Annotated in this window: 12 protein-coding genes, 1 tRNA gene and 1 riboswitch; of the genes, 6 read left to right on the top strand and 7 right to left on the bottom strand. The window is 69.5% G+C overall.

Annotation, left to right across the window (positions count from 1 at the left end):
- Window positions 1–138 precede the first annotated feature (138 nt).
- Window positions 139–534: an abortive infection family protein gene (locus tag WMK75_RS11680; protein WP_347267846.1), complete on the top strand. Its 396-nt coding sequence runs from the start codon at window positions 139–141 to the stop codon at window positions 532–534.
- A 336-nt stretch (window positions 535–870) separates the two neighbouring features.
- On the opposite strand, the gene WMK75_RS11675 is transcribed toward WMK75_RS11680, so the two are convergent.
- The 5 genes from WMK75_RS11675 to WMK75_RS11655 form a co-directional block, all read right to left on the bottom strand.
- Window positions 871–946 (bottom strand) — tRNA-Ala (locus tag WMK75_RS11675).
- A 130-nt stretch (window positions 947–1,076) separates the two neighbouring features.
- The gene (gene gcvP / locus WMK75_RS11670) at window positions 1,077–3,908 is read right to left on the bottom strand and encodes an aminomethyl-transferring glycine dehydrogenase (RefSeq protein WP_347267845.1); all 2,832 of its coding nucleotides are present in this window, start codon (window positions 3,906–3,908) and stop codon (window positions 1,077–1,079) included.
- A gap of 173 nt (window positions 3,909–4,081) precedes the next feature.
- Window positions 4,082–4,441 carry a glycine cleavage system protein GcvH gene (gcvH, locus tag WMK75_RS11665; protein WP_347267844.1) on the bottom strand — a complete coding sequence of 120 codons (360 nt, stop codon included), beginning with the start codon at window positions 4,439–4,441 and terminating at the stop codon, window positions 4,082–4,084.
- A gap of 10 nt (window positions 4,442–4,451) precedes the next feature.
- Window positions 4,452–5,564 (bottom strand): glycine cleavage system aminomethyltransferase GcvT, encoded by a 1,113-nt coding sequence (gene gcvT / locus WMK75_RS11660; RefSeq protein WP_347267843.1) that lies wholly within the window; start codon window positions 5,562–5,564, stop codon window positions 4,452–4,454.
- A 133-nt stretch (window positions 5,565–5,697) separates the two neighbouring features.
- Window positions 5,698–5,786: riboswitch (glycine riboswitch) on the bottom strand.
- A 47-nt stretch (window positions 5,787–5,833) separates the two neighbouring features.
- Window positions 5,834–6,616 carry an SDR family oxidoreductase gene (locus WMK75_RS11655; RefSeq protein ID WP_347267842.1) on the bottom strand — a complete coding sequence of 261 codons (783 nt, stop codon included), beginning with the start codon at window positions 6,614–6,616 and terminating at the stop codon, window positions 5,834–5,836.
- Window positions 6,617–6,773: 157 nt separating this feature from the next.
- Between WMK75_RS11655 and WMK75_RS11650 the strand changes: the two genes are divergently transcribed.
- The 5 genes from WMK75_RS11650 to WMK75_RS11630 all read left to right on the top strand — a co-directional run bounded on the left by WMK75_RS11650 (window position 6,774) and on the right by WMK75_RS11630 (window position 16,447).
- The gene (locus tag WMK75_RS11650; protein ID WP_347267841.1) at window positions 6,774–12,275 is read left to right on the top strand and encodes an alpha-2-macroglobulin family protein; all 5,502 of its coding nucleotides are present in this window, start codon (window positions 6,774–6,776) and stop codon (window positions 12,273–12,275) included.
- Window positions 12,276–12,369: 94 nt separating this feature from the next.
- Window positions 12,370–13,344 (top strand): helix-turn-helix domain-containing protein, encoded by a 975-nt coding sequence (locus WMK75_RS11645; RefSeq protein ID WP_347267840.1) that lies wholly within the window; start codon window positions 12,370–12,372, stop codon window positions 13,342–13,344.
- Window positions 13,345–13,451: 107 nt separating this feature from the next.
- The gene (gene adh, locus WMK75_RS11640) at window positions 13,452–14,978 is read left to right on the top strand and encodes an aldehyde dehydrogenase (protein ID WP_347267839.1); all 1,527 of its coding nucleotides are present in this window, start codon (window positions 13,452–13,454) and stop codon (window positions 14,976–14,978) included.
- Between the two features lie 75 nt (window positions 14,979–15,053).
- Window positions 15,054–16,088, top strand: a complete 1,035-nt coding sequence (gene adhP / locus WMK75_RS11635) for an alcohol dehydrogenase AdhP (RefSeq protein WP_347267838.1) — start codon at window positions 15,054–15,056, stop codon at window positions 16,086–16,088.
- Between the two features lie 2 nt (window positions 16,089–16,090).
- Window positions 16,091–16,447, top strand: a complete 357-nt coding sequence (locus WMK75_RS11630; protein ID WP_347267837.1) for a DUF779 domain-containing protein — start codon at window positions 16,091–16,093, stop codon at window positions 16,445–16,447.
- Window positions 16,448–16,507: 60 nt separating this feature from the next.
- Here WMK75_RS11630 and WMK75_RS11625 read toward each other — a convergent pair whose 3' ends face one another.
- On the bottom strand, window positions 16,508–16,711 hold the full coding sequence (locus WMK75_RS11625; protein WP_347267836.1) for a Trm112 family protein: 204 nt from the start codon (window positions 16,709–16,711) through the stop codon (window positions 16,508–16,510).
- Window positions 16,708–17,346: an LON peptidase substrate-binding domain-containing protein gene (locus WMK75_RS11620; RefSeq protein ID WP_347267835.1), complete on the bottom strand. Its 639-nt coding sequence runs from the start codon at window positions 17,344–17,346 to the stop codon at window positions 16,708–16,710. The genes WMK75_RS11625 and WMK75_RS11620 overlap by 4 nt, the downstream gene beginning before the upstream one ends.

Raw genomic sequence — 17,346 nt, 5'->3', positions numbered from 1 at the left:
GGCGTCGCCGCTGACGATGCCAGCCAAAGCCGCGCCGCATGATCAAGCCGCGTCACCCAAATTCAGCCATAGCTCATTGAGGGGCGGGCTGATCAGATCGACACGACGGCTATTGAGGCTTTCGAGCCCAACGAAATCTTGGAAGAGCTGGTGGCATCCATCCGCCGGGACCTGGACGCGAAGAAGCCGCATGCCGCCATCGACCGGCTGCACACCTATTGCATGAAGCGGTTTGCGGCCCTCATTCGCAAGCACGGCGGCCCCGAGTGCGGCAAGGATGACCCGCTCCATTCCCGCGTTGGGAAATACGTCAAGATATTGCAGCAGAAACACAACCTCACGCCAGTCTCGGACCGCATCGTGAAGACACACATCGCGGTTTTTCAGGAGATGAATCCGATCAGGAACGATCAGTCTTTTGCACATGACAACGAGACGCTCGTGACGATGGACGAGGCGCGGTTCATTTTCGACAGCGTGACCGCGTTCTTGCGGTTCTCTAAGGCCATCGACGGCCGCCTCTTCGAGGACTGACAAAGAAGCCGCCCATCCTGCGACGATCCGCCCCTGTCGCATGGAAATAACCCGTGAACAAAGGTCGGCAGAGACCGCTCCAAGGCAGGTGGTGTGAGATTTTCCGCAGCTACAATGAGCGTCCGCTATCTGGAACGCCTCCTAGCAGCATCATGCCTAGGCCAACGTCCGCAAAGGGCCGTTCGCTACTCTCGTTGCTGTTACCGAGAACCAGCGAGAGCGTGGGGGGGCCAGTAGGCACGCAAAGATGTGACTAATTTGCCATATTGACACGCGAGTTGCATGCATATGGTCCAAAATTGCACTCTTATGCGCCACTAACACTAACAATTTACTTGGTGGAGCCGAGGGGAATCGAACCCCTGACCTCATCATTGCGAACGATGCGCTCTACCAACTGAGCTACGGCCCCATCGGCACGCTAATTCGCCCAGAGGCGCGGCCTTGTCAAGGGCTGGCGCGGCGGGTTTTTCAGCTTTCTTCGGACCCGGCCCCGCCAGGTGCGAACCCCGCCGGAATCGCGCCGGCGGGGTCGGGGAAGGTTACTCGGCCGCCTCGGTATAACTGTCCAGCGGCGGGCAGGTGCAGATCAGGTGGCGGTCGCCATAGGCGTTGTCCACGCGACCCACCGGCGGCCAGTATTTGTCCACCCGGAAGGCGCCCGGCGGGAAGCAGCCCTGCTCGCGCGAATATTCGCGGTCCCAGTCGGCGACCAGGTCCTCGACCGTGTGCGGGGCGTGGCGCAGCGGGCTCGCCTCGGCGCTGATGCGGCCCTCGGCCACGTCGCCGATCTCGGCGCGGATGGCCTGGAAGGCGGTGATCAGCCGGTCGATCTCGGCCTTGGTCTCCGATTCGGTCGGCTCGACCATCAGCGTGCCCGAGACCGGCCAGCTCATGGTCGGCGCGTGGAAGCCGTTGTCGATCAGGCGCTTGGCGATGTCGTCCACGGTCACGCCATGTTCGGCAAAGACCCGCGTGTCCAAGATGCATTCATGTGCGACGCGGCCGCGGTTGCCCATGAACAGCACCGGATAGGACCCGGCCAGCCGGCTGGCGATATAGTTCGCGTTCAGGATGGCGATGCGCGTGGCCTGGGTCAGCCCCTCGCCCCCCATCATCAGGATATAGGCCCAGCTGATCAGCAGGATCGAGGCGCTGCCCCAGGGCGCCGCCGAGACCGCGCCGGCCTCGCCGCTGCGCGGATCGTCGGGCAGGAAGGGCGCGAGATGCGCCCGGACCCCGATCGGACCCATGCCGGGACCGCCGCCGCCATGCGGGATGGCAAAGGTCTTGTGCAGGTTCAGGTGGCTCACGTCGCCGCCGATCTCGCCGGGTTTCACCAGACCGACCAGCGCGTTCATGTTGGCGCCGTCGATATAGACCTGACCGCCGTGGTCATGGGTGATCTTGCAGACCTCGCGCACGGTGTCCTCGAAGACGCCATGCGTGCTGGGATAGGTGATCATCACCGCCGCCAGCCTGGCTCCGGCCTTGGCCGCCTTGTCGGCGAAATCCTCAAGGTCGATGTCGCCGTTCGGGGCGGATTTCACCACCACGACCTTCATGCCGCACATCTGTGCACTGGCCGGGTTGGTGCCATGCGCCGAGACCGGGATCAGGCAGATGTCGCGCTCCTCGCCGCGCGCGCGGTGATAGGCGGCGATGGTCAGCAGACCCGCGTATTCACCCTGCGCGCCGCTGTTCGGCTGCAGGGAAAACGCGTCATAGCCGGTGATCTGGCACAGCTTTTCCGTCAGGTCGGCGAACATCTCGTGATAGCCGGCGGCCTGATCCTCGGGGGCGAAGGGGTGCAGCGCGCCGAACTCGGGCCAGGTGATCGGCATCATCTCGGCGGCGGCGTTCAGCTTCATCGTGCAGGACCCCAGCGGGATCATCGCCCGGTCCAGCGCCAGATCGCGGTCCGACAGGCGGCGCATATAGCGCATCATCTCGGATTCGGCCCGGTTCATGTGGAAGACCGGGTGCGTCAGATAGTCGCTTTCGCGGATCAACGCCTCGGGGATCGCCGGAGCGGTCGCGGCCTCAGACGCGTTGCTGATGCCAAAGGCATCCAGAACCCGCGTGATCACACAAGCATCGGTGGTCTCATCGACCGAGATGCCGACATGGTCGCGACCGACCTTGCGCAGGTTGATGCCACGGTGACGGGCGGCGGCCATGATGCCCTGCTGGCCCACGCCGACGCGCACGGTGATGGTATCGAAGAAAGCCGCGGGCTCAACCTCGGCCCCGGCTTCGCGCAGCGCATTCGCCAGCGTCACCGCCTTCAGATGCACGCGCTGCGCAATCGCGCGCAGACCGACCGGGCCGTGGAAGACGCCATAGAAGCTCGCCATCACCGCCAGCAGCGCCTGCGCCGTGCAGACGTTCGAGGTCGCTTTCTCGCGGCGGATGTGCTGCTCGCGGGTTTGCAGGGACAGGCGATAGGCCTTGTTGCCCTTGGCGTCGATGGACACGCCGACGATGCGGCCGGGCATGGCACGCTTCATCTCGTCGCGGCAGGCCATGAAGCCGGCATGCGGCCCGCCGTAGCCCATCGGCACGCCAAACCGCTGCGCCGAGCCTACGGCGATGTCCGCGCCCATGGCGCCCGGCTCCTTCAGCACGCACAGCGCCAAGAGATCCGAAGCCACCACCGCGACCGCGCCCACCGCATGCAGCGCGGCAATGTCATCGCTCAGGTCGCGGACATGGCCATAGGTGCCCGGATATTGATAGATCGCGCCAAAGACTCGCGAAGGATCGCATTCGGCCCCGCGGATGATCTCGATGCCCAGCGGCGCGGCGCGGGTCTCGATCACGGCGATGGTCTGCGGGTGCAGTTCGTCGCTGACGAAAAACGCCTTGGCCTTGGATTTGGCCACCCGCTGCGCCATGGCCATGGCCTCGGCCGCCGCCGTCGCCTCGTCCAGCAGCGAGGCGTTCGCCACCGGCAGGCCGGTCAAGTCCGCGACCATGGTCTGGTAGTTCAGCAGCGCCTCAAGCCGGCCCTGGGCGATCTCCGGCTGATAGGGGGTATAGGCCGTATACCAGGCCGGGTTTTCCAGGATGTTGCGCTGGATCGCCGGGGGGGTGACGGTGCCGTAATAGCCCTGACCGATCAGGCTGGTCATCACCCGGTTCTTGCCCGCCACATCGCGCATGCGGGCCAGAAGTGCTGCCTCGGACAGCGCCGGCCAGTCCAGCGGCTTTGCCTGGCGGATGCTGGCCGGCACGGTCTGGCCGATCAGCGCCTCCAGGCTTTCGGCGCCCACCGCCTTCAGCATCTCGGCCATTTCGGCCGGAGACGGCCCGATATGGCGGCGATTGGCGAAATCGTCGGGGTTATAGTCGGTCGGTGTCCATTTGCCCATCACTGGCCTCGGTGCATCAGATGTTCACAAGATCTTGCCCGGAAAGCGCGGGACGGCGCCTTGCCGCCCCGGGGACCAAAGGCCCGGCCCTCTCCGTTTCCCCAATACTCTGCTGGGGGTCCGGGGGGCGAAGCGCCCCCGGCCTTCGCCGGGCTGCAGGGCCCGGCACGCGTTCAGCCGATCATCGCGTTATAGGCCGCCTCGTCCATGAAGCCGGACAGGTCCACGCCGCCCGCCGGCTTGATGCGGAAAAACCACGCCGCCAGCGGATCGGTGTTCACCTCGCCGGGAATGTCGCTCAGCGCCTCGTGCACGGCGGTGATCACCCCGGCGACCGGCGCCGCGATGTCCGAGGCCGCCTTCACGGATTCGATCACCACGACATCCTCGCCCGCCTCGACCTCGCGCCCGACCTCGGGCAGTTCGATGAAGACGACATCGCCCAGCTGCTCGCTGGCATGGGCGGTGATGCCGACGACGATTTCATCGCCGTCCTGTTTCAGCCACTCGTGGTCTTCGGTGTATTTCAGCATGGATGGCCTCTCAGCGCTTGTAGGCGGGTTTGTAGAAGGGAAGCGGGGTGACGGTCACGGCCATGCGCTTGCCGCGCAGCTCGGCCCACAGCGGCTGACCCTCGGCCAGACCCCGGGGCAGGATCGCCATGGCGATCGGGCCGCCGACGGTGGGGCCAAAGCCGCCCGAGCAGACGGTGCCGATCCGGCTGCCGCCTTCGGCCGCGTCAAAGATCGCCACGCCCTCGCGGATCGGGGCGCGGCCCTCGGGGCGCAGGCCCTGGCGGACCTTGGCGGGACCGGCGGCCAGTTCCGGCAAAATGACATTCGCGCCGGGGAAACCGCCCTCGCGCGCGCCGCCCGTGCGGCGCAGCTTCGGGATCGACCAGCCCAGACCGGCGGGACCGGGGCTGATGCTGGCGTCCATGTCATGGCCGTAAAGCGGCATCCCGGCTTCCAGCCGCAGGCTGTCGCGGGCGCCAAGGCCGATCGTCGCCACCTCGGGCTCGGCCAGCAGCGCGTCGGCAAAGGCGCGCGCCTGCGCCTCGGGGACCGAGATCTCGAACCCGTCCTCGCCGGTATAGCCCGAGCGGCTGACCCAAAGCCGCGCGCCCTGCCAGTCGAATTCCGCCACATCCATGAATTTCATCGCCGCGACGCCCGGCACCAGACGCGCCAGCACCGCCTCGGCCTCGGGGCCTTGCAGGGCCAGCAGCGCCCGGTCCGCGACCACCTCGACGCTGATGCCGCGCGATTCCAGCTGGCGCAGATGCGCGATGTCCTGCTCGGCGCAGCCGGCATTTACCACCAGATAGAGGTGGTCGCCCTTGTTGGCGATCATCAGGTCGTCAAGGATGCCGCCGCTCTCGCTGGTGAACAGCCCATAGCGCTGACGCCCCTCGGCGAGGCCGATGATGTCGGCCGGGACCAGCGTCTCCAGAACCGCGGCCACCTCGGGGCCGCGCAGGATCACCTGGCCCATGTGGCTCACGTCGAACAGCCCGGCATGGGCGCGCGTGTGCTGGTGCTCGCCCAGCACGCCCAGCGGATATTGCACCGGCATCTCCCAGCCGGCGAAGGGCACCATCTTTGCCCCCCGTTCGAGGTGCAGGTCATAAAGTTTCGTGCGCCGCAGATCGGCCATGGGCATCCCCCTGTCTGCGGACGGACCAAGCCCGTCCGGTTAGATGCCCCCTCTGTCCCCACCCCGGATCGGGGGCGCCTGAGATCGTTATCCCTTCGGCGGGCGACCGCGGCCGCCTCTCTCCAGAGCGTTCAGCGGAAAAACGGTCCCTTTGCCTGAGAGATTCCCGGGGCGGTTGCTCCTTCGGCCCTGGCCAAGGCCAGTTTCTCCCGATTTCCGCTTCCCTCGTAGCCCCGGACCGCCATTCTGGCAAGAGCCTTCGCCGCGGCTCAGATCGTGATGTTCGAGGCGCCGCCGTCCAGCAGGATGTTCTGCCCGACGATGAACCGCGCCTGCTGGCCGCACAGGAAGGCGCAGGTGGCGCCGAAATCCTCGGGCCGGCCATAGCTGTGGGTGGGGATGGCCGACTGGCGGCGGGCGCGGGCCTCGTCCTCACTGATGCCTTCGGCGCTGGCCGCGCCCCGGTCCAGCGCCTCGGCGCGGGCGGTGGCGTGAAAGCCGGGCAGCAGGTTGTTCACCACCACCCCATGCGGCGCGACCTGCCGCGACATGCCGGCGACAAAGCCGGTCAGCCCGGCGCGGGCGGTATTCGACAGGCCCAGCGGCGCCACCGGCGCGCGCACCGAAACCGAGGTGATGTTGACCACCCGCCCCCAGCCGCGCGCGATCATCCCCGGCACCAGCGCCTGCATCAGCGCCACCGCCGACAGCATGTTGGCATCGAAGGCGCGGATGAAATCCTCGCGGCTCCAGTCTGTCCAGATCCCGGGCGGCGGACCGCCGGCATTGGTCACCAGGATGTCGGCCTGCCCGCCCAGCGCCGCCAGCACCGCCGCGCGGCCGGCCTCGCTGGTGATGTCGCCGGCCACCGGCGTGACGCTGACGCCGTGCCGCGCCGCGATGGCGGCGGCGGTCGCGGCCAGCGCCTCGGCGCCGCGGGCGTTGATCACCAGATCCACCCCGGCCTCGGCCAGCGCCTCGGCGCAGCCCCGGCCCAGCCCCTTCGACGCGGCGCAGACCAGCCCGCGCTTGCCCCTGATCCCCAGATCCATGACATTTCCCCCATGCAGCCCGCCGACATGCAGCCCGCCGACAGGGAAGCGCGCCGGGCGCCAAAAGTCCAGATCGCCCGCGCAGGCCGGCAAAACCCGCAGTTGCGCCATGGCCGGCGCGATGCCACAAAGACCGCAGGCAGATCGCGAGGGCATCATGGCGCATTCCCTTTGGCAGCGAATCCTGGCGGCAGGCCTCGGGCTGGCGCTGCTGGCCGGCCCGGCCCCGGCGCAGGACGGCCCGATTCCGGAACGCCGGCTGCAGCTTCTGGCCGACAGCGACCGGCCCGGGGGTGATCTGGAGCGCATCTTCGACACCACGTTGCAGGCCTGCATCCAGGCCTGCCTCGCCAATGCCGATTGCCGGGCGCTGACCTACAACCAGCGCGCGCGCGCCTGCTTTCCCAAGGGCGCCGATGCGGGCCAGGCGCAGGCCTTTGCCGGCGCGCTGTCGGGCAAGGTGGTCGCCGCTGCGCCCGCAGCCCTGCGGCTGGCCCGCAGCCGGGCGGCGGCGCTGCCCTTCCTGAGCGGCGACATGCCCGCGGCGGCGGCGCGGCAGGCGCAGATGATCGCGGCAATGAACCCGGCGCTGCCCGCGGATGCCGACGCCCCTGCTGCCGCCGCCGCGGCCGAGGCCACGGGCGATCTGGCCGGCGCCGCGCGTCTCATGGCGCAGGTCGTGGCGCAGGGCGACCGCGCCGAGGACTGGACCAACCTTGCGCGGCTGCAGCTTTACACCAGCGACCAGAACGACCGCGACGCCTCGGGCGGCATCGCCCTGACGGCGCTGAACGGCTATCTGCGCGCGGATCGCGATCCGGTGGCGGCGCGGGCGCTGTCCTGGCTTGCCATGGCGCTCGAGCGGCTGGACCGCGGCCGCGAGGCGCTGCCGGCGCTGCGCCTGGCGGCGGCGCTGTCGCCCGGAGACGGCCAGATCGCCCAGGCCCTGGCCCAGTCCGAGGCCCGCAACGGCCTGCGCGTCATCGACACGCAGGTGGAATCCGACAGCGCCCTGCCGCGCTTTTGCGCGGTGATGTCGCGCAACCTGGCCGCGGGCACCGATTATGCCCCCTTCCTGCGCCTGCCCGCCGGCGATCTGACCGTCGAGGCCGAGGGCGACCGGCTGTGCGTCGCCGGCCTTGCGCATGGCCAGCAGGTCGCGATCACCCTGCGCGCCGGCCTGCCCGCCGCCGATGGCGAGAAACTGCCCCGAGACCTGGCGCTGACGGGCTATGTGCGCGACCGCAGCCCCTCGGTGCGCTTTCCCGGCCGCGCCTATGTGCTGCCGGCCTCGGGCGATCAGCGGCTGGCCATGGTCACGGTCAATGCCGATCAGGTCGATCTGCGGCTTTTGCGCATTTCCGACCGCAACCTGATCCGCGCCATGGCCGAGGACATGTTCGCCAGCCCCCTCGACAGCTGGCAGGCGGACTATTTCTCGGGGACCATGGCGCGCGAGATCTGGAAGGGCGCGGCCGAAGTGGCCCGCCCCGCCGGCCAGGACAGCCGCAATGTCGAACTGACCACCGCCCTGGCCATCCCCGCCGCCGCCGGTCCGCTTGCGCCGGGCATCTATATCCTCGAGGCCGGCGTCAGCGGCCAAAATCCCGATGAGGCCGGGCTGGCGGCGCAATGGTTCGTGATCTCGGATTTCGGCATCTCGACCTATTCCGGCACCGACGGGCTGACGGTCATGGTGCGCAGCCTGCGCGACACCGCGGCAAAACCCGGGGCTGAGGTGGCGCTGGTCAGCCGCAGCAACGAGGTGCTGGCGCGGGCGCTGACCGATGCGCAGGGCGTGGCGCATTTCGCCCCCGGCCTGGCGCTGGGACAGAACAGCGCCGCGCCGGCGCTGGTCACGGTCAGCGACTGGCAGGGCGAAGGCGCCGACCGCATCCCGCGCGACATCGCCTTCCTGTCGCTGTCGGACCCCGAGTTCGACCTGTCGGATCGCGGCGTCGAGGGCCAGCCGCCCGCCCCACCCATCGACATCTTCCTGACCACCGATCGCGGCGCCTATCGCGTGGGCGAGACAGTGCACGCCACGCTCATGCTGCGCGACGCGGCGGCGCGCGCGCTGCCGGACATGCCGCTGACCGCGGTGATCCTGCGCCCCGACGGGGTCGAGCAGGCGCGCCTGGCGCCCACGCCCGCCGGCAGTGGCGGCGCCACCCTGGCCTGGCAGATCCCCGGCGACGCGCCGCGCGGCACCTGGCGGCTGGAACTGCGCACTGCCGCCGACGGGCCGGCGCTGGCGGTGGCGCGGCTGCTGGTCGAGGATTTCCTGCCCGAGCGCATCGACTTTGCCCCGCACCTGCCGGAAGGGCCGGCCCGGGCCGGCACCAGCCTCGAGCTGTCGCTGACCGCGCATTGGCTGTTCGGCGCCCCCGCCGCCAACCTGCCGGTCGAGGGCAGCCTGCGGCTCTCCCCCGCCCGCAACCTCGAGGGTTTCGAGGGCTATGTCTTTGGCCGCGCCGACGACGACAGCGCACCCTTTGCCCAGGACCTGCCGCCCGGCCAGACCGACGCCCGCGGCGCGTTCCGTGCCGAGGTGGCGCTGCCCCCGGCCTTGGACCTGGGGCCGCGCCCGGTCACGGCGGAGCTGGTTCTCGACATCCGCGAGGGCGCCGGCCGCCCGGTCGAGCGCAGCATCACCCGCATCGTCATGCCCGACCAGCCCGCCATCGGCATCAAGCCGCTGTTTCAGGGCGACAGCGTGCCGGAAAATGCCGAGGCACGCTTTGCGCTGTTGGCCGTCGGCCCCGATCTTGCCCCGGTCAAGGCGCCGCTGCGCTGGGTTCTGAACCGCATTGACACCCAATACCAGTGGTATTCGCTGGACGGGCAGTGGAACTGGGAGCCGATCACCCGCCGCAGCCGCGTCAGCGAGGGCGTGGCCGAGCCCGGCGCCGCGCCGGCCGAGATCGCCGTGCCGGTGGACTGGGGCCAGTATGAACTGGTGGCCGAATCCGCCTCGGGCCAGGGCGGGGCCAGTTCGCTGCAGTTCCAGGCCGGCTGGGGGGCGCCGGCCGGCGCCGGCAGCGACACACCGGACCGGCTGCAGGTGCTGCTGGACCGGCCCGCCTACCGCAGCGGCGACACCGCCCGCGTCACTGTCGAGGCGCTCAGCGACGGGCTGGGGCTGGTCTCGGTGCTGTCGAACCGGGTGATCGCGCTGCAGGCCGTGGCGCTGAAGGCGGGCGAGAACCGGCTGGACCTGCCGGTGACCGACGACTGGGGCGCCGGCGTCTATGTTACCGTCAGCGCCATCCGCCCGCTGGAGGGCGCGATCCAGGGCCGCGCCCCGGTCAGGGCGCTGGGCCTGGCCCATGCCGCGGTCGACCCCGGCGCGCGGCAACTGGCGGCGCGGCTTGAGGCCCCGGCCGAGGCGCGCCCGCGCGGCACCGTCCCGGTGGTGCTGCGCCTTGAGGGCGCCGCCGGCCAGACCGTGCGGGCCACGGTGGCTGCGGTCGATCAGGGCATCCTGAACCTGACCGGCTTCCAGCCGCCCGATCCGGCGCAGCATTACTTCGGCCAGCGCCGGCTGGGCGTCGGGCTGCGCGATCTTTACGGCCGGCTGATCCTGGCCAGCGGCGCCCCGGACGGCGCGCTGCGCCAGGGCGGCGACGCCATGCAGGCCAGCGCCGAGGCGCCGCCGCCCACCGAAAAGCTGCTGAGCTGGTTCTCGGGCCCGGTGGCGCTGGGCGCGGACGGCACCGCCACGCTGCAGATCCCGGTCGGCGATTTCAACGGCGAGATGCGGGTGATGGCGGTGCTGTGGTCCGAGACCGCGGTGGGCCGGGCCGACGCCTCGGTTCTGGTACGCGATCCGGTGGTGCTGAGCGTGATCGCCCCGGCCTTTCTGGCGCCCGGCGACCGGGCGCAGATCGGGCTGCGGCTGACCCATGTCTCGGGTCCGGCCGGAGAGATGGCCCTGGCCGTGCGCCAGACCGGGGGCGGTGCCACGCTGGACGCCACGCTGCCCAGGGACCGCGTGACGCTGGCCGACAAGGCCGAGGCGCAGTTGACGCTGCCGGTCAACGCCGGCAAAACGCCCGGCCGCACCGATCTGCAACTGGTGCTGACCACGCCCGACGGCATAACGCTGAGCAAGGACATCACCATCCCCGTGGCCCTGCACGAGGCCGATATCCAGCGCCGCGACCGCCTGCTGCTGGCGCCGGGACAATCCGCCACCCCGCCCCCCGGCCTGACCGCGGGTCTGGCGCCCGGCGCACTGCTGACGATGGCGGTCGGACCCTATGCCCGGCTCGATGTGGCCGGCGCCATCGCGCGACTGGCGCGCTATCCCTTCGGCTGCACCGAGCAGCTGGTCTCGGGGGCGATGCCGCTGATCGGGCTGCCGGACCTGGCGGCGCTGGAGGGCGTCGCCGCCGGCGACGCCCTCCAGCAGCTGCAGCAGTCGATCGCCCGCATCCTGACCCGGCAGGGCCCGAACGGCGGCTTTGGCCTTTGGGCGGCGGATTCGGGCGATCTCTGGCTTGAGGCCTATGTCACCGATTTCCTGTCGCGCGCCCGCGCCGCCGGGCAGGCGGTGCCGGACCGGGCCTTCGCCCAGGCGATCGACAATCTCAGGAACCGCGCCAATTACGCCACCGACCCCGCCGCCGCCACCGCCGCAGACAATGCCGCCCTGGCCTATGCCCTGGCGGTGCTGGCGCGCGAACGCGCCGCCACGGTGGGCGATCTGCGCTATTATGCCGATACCGCCGCGGCCAGTTTCGCGACGCCGATGGCGGCGGGGATGCTGGCGGCGGCGCTGGCCTCATATGGCGACCAGCCGCGCGCCGACCGGCTGTTCGCGCAGGCGCGCGAGCTGGTGGCGCTGGACGCGCCCGAGCCGCGCGAGTTCCGCGCCGATTACGGCACGCCGCTGCGCGACGCCACGGCGCTGCTGGCGCTGGCCGCAGATGCGGGGACCGAGGTCATCGACCTGAGCGACCTGAGCGCCCGCGTGGCCGAGGCCATCGCCGAGGCCGGAGAAAGCGGCGCGAACCTCTCGACGCAGGAATCGGTCTGGTCGGTGCTGGCGGCACAGGCGCTGGCGCATGAGGCGCCGCCGGCGGCTCTGAACGGCGTCGCGCTGAGCGGCCCGGTGGCGCAACTGCCCGATGCGGACGCCAGCATCGCCAATGGCGGCGGCCAGGAACTGGAGCTGACCCTGACCGCGACCGGCCAGCCCACGGCCCCGCCGCAGGCCGGCGGTCGCGGCTATGCCATCGAGCGGACCTATTTCGACCTCGAGGGGCGCGCGCTGGACGCGGCGCGGCTGCGCCAGGGCACGCGCATGGTGGCGCAGATTCGCGTCACGCCACTGGATGCGGGCGGCGGCCGGCTGGTCGTCACCGATCCGCTGCCCGCCGGCTGGGAAATCGACAACCCGAACCTGCTGCGCGCCGGCGACATATCGTCGCTGGACTGGCTGCAGTCCGGGGCCGAGACCGAGATGACCGAGTTCCGCGCCGACCGCTTTGCCGCCGCCCTGACCCGCAGCGGGACCGAGCCCTTCACCCTCGCCTATATCCTGCGTGCAGTGACCCCGGGCCAGTTTCGCCAGCCCGCCGCCAGCGTCGAGGACATGTATCGCCCCGCCTACCGCGCCTGGAGCGATGGCGGCACGGTCGAGGTCACCCCCTGACCCGCGCCCCTGGCAGCGCGGGAAAAGCTTTGCTTGCCCGGGACGGTTTCGCCCCGCATGATCGTCTGTGATCGCGTAAGCAGGGGAGGAGACCTTGTCCGAGCGCCGACACGAGGATCGCGTGGCCCTGGCATCGGGCTCGCCGGGGGCGGTGACACGCCTGGCGGCCAGCTGGCGCCGCTCGATGGTCAAGCACGGGCTGGACCCGGCGCGGCCGCCGGAACTGCGCCGGCTGGGCGAGGGCGAACTGGCCGGGCGCCGCGCCGGACTGGAGGAATTCATCGCCATCGCCAGACCGCAGCTGGACCAGCTGTTCCAGCTGGTCTGCGCCACCGGCTGCAATGTGCTGATGACCGACGCCACCGGCGTCGTGCTGGAACAGCGCGTCAGTCCCGGGGATGCGGCGACATTCCGCAAATGGGGCCTGTGGTCGGGCACGGACTGGTCCGAATCCGCCGAGGGCACGAATGGCATCGGCACCTGCCTTGCCGAGGGGCGGCAGGTCACCATCCACCGCGACGAGCATTTCTATGCCCGCAACATCGGGCTGTCGTGCATGGATGCGCCGATCTGGGGCCCGGACGGACGGCTGATCGCGGCGCTGGATGTCAGTTCGGCCCGCGCCGACCAGACCGAACGCTGGAACGCGCTGATCGGCGCGCAGGTGGCGCAAAGCGCCCGCCAGATCGAGGCGGCGTTCTTTCGCGCCTCTTTCCCCGGCGCGCGCTTCATCACCGCCCCCGCCCCGGGCACCGAGGAGGCGACGCTGCTGGTCGCGGTCGACAAGGACGATCTGGCCATCGGTGCCAACCGCGCCGCGCGCCGCGCCTTCGGCCTGGAAAAGGAGGGCCGGCTGCGCCCGCGCCCGGCCTCGGACCTGTTTGGCCGCGAGGACGAATACACCGGCTTCGAAAAGGCCGAGCGCGCGGCGATGATCCGGGCGCTGGCGCGGGCCGAGGGCAATGTCTCGGCCGCGGCGCGCGCGCTGGGAATCGGCCGCGCCACGCTTTACCGGCGCATGCAGCGGCTGGGCATCGTGGAAAACCCCGGCAAACTGTCTCGGGGCTGAAACACTTTGCCCCGGACGCTGCCGGGGCCGGATTGTGTGAAGGGCCCGTGGCGGGCAGGCTTGTCCTCAGAACCGGCAGGAGGTGCCGGCCAGAGAGGAGGAAGGACATGCCAAACGATCAGGCACATGAATTCAAGGGCGTGGGCGTGCTGCCCTTTGCGCGGCGCTACGACAACTTCATCGGCGGCCAGTGGGTCGCGCCGAAGTCGGGCCGCTATTTCACCAATACCACCCCGATCACCGGCGCCGAGATCGGCGAGATCGCCCGCTCGGGGGCCGAGGACATCGAACTGGCCCTTGACGCCGCCCATGCCGCCAAGGACAAATGGGGTACCACCGCCCCGGCCGAGCGCAGCAGGGTCCTGCTGAAGATCGCCGAGTGCATGGAGGCCAATCTCGAACTGCTGGCCACGGCCGAGACCTGGGACAACGGCAAGCCCATCCGCGAGACCATGGCCGCCGACGTGCCGCTGGCCATCGACCATTTCCGCTATTTCGCCGGTGTGCTGCGCAGCCAGGAAGGCACCATCTCGGAAATCGACGCCACCACCGTCGCCTATCACTTCCATGAGCCGCTGGGCGTCGTCGGCCAGATCATCCCCTGGAACTTTCCGCTGCTGATGGCCTGCTGGAAGCTGGCCCCGGCGCTGGCCGCCGGCAACTGCGTGGTGCTCAAGCCCGCGGAACAGACCCCGGCCTCGATCATGGTCTGGGCCAGCCTCATCGGCGATCTGCTGCCACCGGGCGTGCTGAACATCGTCAACGGTTTCGGGCTGGAGGCGGGCAAGCCGCTGGCCTCGAACCCGCGCATTTCCAAGATCGCCTTCACCGGCGAGACCACCACCGGCCGGCTGATCATGCAATACGCGGCCGAGAACCTGATCCCGGTGACGCTGGAACTGGGCGGCAAATCCCCCAACATCTTCTTCGAGGACGTCGCGCGCGAAGATGACGATTTCTTTGACAAGGCGCTGGAAGGCTTCGCCATGTTCGCGCTGAACCAGGGAGAGGTCTGCACCTGCCCGTCGCGCGTCCTGGTGCAGGAATCGATCTATGACCGCTTCATGGAACGCGCGGTCAAGCGCGTGCAGGCGATCAAGCAGGGCGACCCGCGCGATCTGGCGACCATGATCGGCGCGCAGGCGTCTTCCGAGCAGAAGGAAAAGATCCTGTCCTATCTGGACATCGGCAGGAAGGAAGGCGCCGAGGTGCTGACTGGCGGCAAGGCGGCCGAACTGGGGGGCGAACTGTCGGGCGGCTACTATATCGAGCCGACGATCTTTGCCGGCCACAACAAGATGCGCATCTTCCAGGAAGAGATCTTTGGCCCGGTGGTCTCGGTCACCACCTTCAAGACCCAGGCCGAGGCGCTGGAGATCGCCAATGACACGCTTTACGGTCTGGGCGCCGGCGTGTGGTCGCGCGACGCCAATATCTGCTACTCGATGGGTCGCGGCATCAAGGCCGGTCGGGTCTGGACCAACTGCTATCACGCCTATCCGGCGCATGCGGCCTTCGGCGGCTACAAGCAGTCGGGCATCGGGCGCGAGACCCACAAGATGATGCTCGACCACTATCAGCAGACCAAGAACATGCTGGTCAGCTATTCGCCCAAGAAGCTGGGCTTCTTCTAGGGCCAGGACGACCGGGTGCGCCGGGGACCGGCGCGCCCAGCCTCCCCCGACAACATTCCTGCAAGGAGTTGAACCATGGCCAAAACCATGAAAGCCGCCGTCGTGCGCGAATTCGGCAAACCGCTGACCATCGACGAGGTGCCGATCCCCGAACCCGGCCCCGGCATGATCCAGGTCCGCATCCATGCCTCGGGCGTGTGCCACACCGACCTGCATGCCGCCGAGGGCGACTGGCCGGTGAAACCCAACCCGCCCTTCATCCCGGGCCATGAGGGCGTGGGCTATGTCTCGGGCGTCGGCGCCGGCGTCAAGCATGTCAAGGAAGGCGACCGCGTCGGCGTGCCGTGGCTCTACACCGCCTGCGGCCATTGCCGCCACTGCCTCGGCGGCTGGGAGACCCTGTGCGAAAGCCAGCAGAACACCGGCTATTCGGTGAACGGCGGCTTTGCCGATTACGTCGTGGCCGATCCGAACTTTGTCGGCCACCTGCCCAAGAACATCGACTTCCTCGACATCGCGCCGGTGCTTTGCGCGGGCGTCACCGTCTACAAGGGGCTGAAGGTCACCGACACCAAGCCCGGCGACTGGGTGGTGATCTCGGGCATCGGCGGCCTCGGGCACATGGCGGTGCAATATGCCAAGGCCATGGGGCTGAACGTCGCCGCGGTGGACATCGACGACGACAAGCTGGCGCTGGCGCGCAAGCTGGGCGCCACCGTCACCGTGAACGCCGCGACCGAACACGACCCGGCGGCCGCGATCAAGAAGCAGACCGACGGCGGGGCGCAGGGCGCGCTGGTCACCGCGGTCGGGCGCAAGGCCTTTGAACAGGCGATCGGCATGGTGGCGCGCGGCGGCACCGTGGCGCTGAACGGCCTGCCACCCGGGGACTTCCCGCTCGACATCTTCGGCATGGTGCTGAACGGCGTCACCGTGCGCGGCTCGATCGTCGGCACGCGGCTGGACCTGCAGGAATCGCTGGACTTCGCCGCCCAGGGCAAGGTCAAGGCCACGGTCCGCAAGGCGCGGCTCGAGGATGTGAACGACATCTTCGCGCAGATGCACAAGGGCCAGATCGAGGGCCGGGTCGTCATGGACCTGACGGCCTGACCATGGAACCCGTCGCCGCACCCGAAGGGCTGGACCAGGTCAGCGCCACTGCCGCGGCGTTGGCGCTGCTGGCCGAGATCGTCGCCGATCACGGGCCGGTGCTGTTTCACCAGTCCGGGGGCTGCTGTGACGGGTCTTCGCCCATGTGCTATCCGCAGGGCGAATTCCGCCTCAGCGAACGCGACGTCAGGCTTGGCGAGATCGGCGGCATGCCGTTCTACATCTCGGCAAGCCAGTATGAGGCCTGGAAGCACACGCGGCTGCTCATCGACGTGGTCCCCGGACGCGGCGGCATGTTCAGCCTCGACAACGGCCGCGAGCGCCGTTTCCTTGTGCGGTCGGAGATCTGCCGGCTCTGACCGCATGTCGCGGGCGCGCGGCCTTCCCCAAAGCAGCGCGCGCGCCCGCAGATGCCCGCCTCAGCCCCGGATCTGGCGCGCCTCGGCGATCAGCATGATCGGGATGCCGTCATGGATCGGGAAGGCCAGCCCCGCCGCCTCCGAGACCAGTTCCTGACGCTGCGCGTCATAGCGCAGCGTGGCATGGGTCACCGGGCAGACCAGCGCCTCGAGCATGCGGCGGTCGAAGCCGCGCGGTTCCGGGGTGTCGGTGGTGTCGGTCACTGGATCGTCTCCTCGTTGTCGCCGCCATGCAGGGCATATTCCAGAAGCCCGTCCAGAAGCTGGCGGCGCGCGGACAGGCTGGGGCATTCCAGCAGCGCCTGCTTTTCCTCGGGCGCCAAGGGCAGCAGCATGGCAAGGGAATTGACCAGCGTCTCGTCATCCGAGGCCTCGGCCGATTCCCAATCCGTCGACAGGCCGCGCAGGGACAGATAGCGCCCCAGCCGCGCCATGAAATCGGCGCGGTCAAAGCCCTGGTCCTCCTCGGGGCGGGTGGCAAGGTCGGCGTCATAGCCAGACCAGTCCACCTGGGCGCGCAGATAGGGGGTAAAGCCGGGGCGCAGCTCACCAAGCCGAAAGCGCGAGCGCGCCCTGAGCGAGATCATCAGCCGCCCGTCCTCAAGCTCGGAAAAGGCCACGATGCGCCCGGCGCATCCGACCTGCGCCAGCGCCTCCAGCCCCGTCTCGGCAGGCTGGATCATGCCGATCAGCCGCGCCGGGGTCTTCAGCACGTCCTCGACCATCTGCAGATAGCGCGGTTCGAAGATCTGCAGCGGCAGGCGCGTGCGCGGCATCAGCACCGCCCCGGGCAGCGGGAACAGCGCGATCACCTCGGGCAGGTCGGGGCGCAGCAGCAT

It is taken from the genome of Paracoccus sp. (in: a-proteobacteria) (assembly GCF_039808215.1).
GTDB lineage: Bacteria > Pseudomonadota > Alphaproteobacteria > Rhodobacterales > Rhodobacteraceae > Paracoccus.
The sequence above is the reverse complement of the archived record's forward strand: the minus strand, read 5'-3'. Positions and strand labels throughout refer to the sequence as shown.

Excerpts from the sequence above, each read along its gene's own strand:
- adhP (WP_347267838.1), top strand. The coding sequence starts at position 15,054 with ATGGCCAAAACCATGAAAGCCGCCGTCGTGCGCGAATTCGGCAAACCG.
- WMK75_RS11650 (WP_347267841.1), top strand. The coding sequence starts at position 6,774 with ATGGCGCATTCCCTTTGGCAGCGAATCCTGGCGGCAGGCCTCGGGCTG.
- WMK75_RS11655 (WP_347267842.1), bottom strand. The coding sequence starts at position 6,616 with ATGGATCTGGGGATCAGGGGCAAGCGCGGGCTGGTCTGCGCCGCGTCG.
- gcvP (WP_347267845.1), bottom strand. The coding sequence starts at position 3,908 with ATGGGCAAATGGACACCGACCGACTATAACCCCGACGATTTCGCCAAT.
- adh (WP_347267839.1), top strand. The coding sequence starts at position 13,452 with ATGCCAAACGATCAGGCACATGAATTCAAGGGCGTGGGCGTGCTGCCC.
- gcvT (WP_347267843.1), bottom strand. The coding sequence starts at position 5,564 with ATGGCCGATCTGCGGCGCACGAAACTTTATGACCTGCACCTCGAACGG.
- WMK75_RS11630 (WP_347267837.1), top strand. The coding sequence starts at position 16,091 with ATGGAACCCGTCGCCGCACCCGAAGGGCTGGACCAGGTCAGCGCCACT.
- gcvH (WP_347267844.1), bottom strand. The coding sequence starts at position 4,441 with ATGCTGAAATACACCGAAGACCACGAGTGGCTGAAACAGGACGGCGAT.
- WMK75_RS11620 (WP_347267835.1), bottom strand. The coding sequence starts at position 17,346 with ATGCTGCTGCGCCCCGACCTGCCCGAGGTGATCGCGCTGTTCCCGCTG.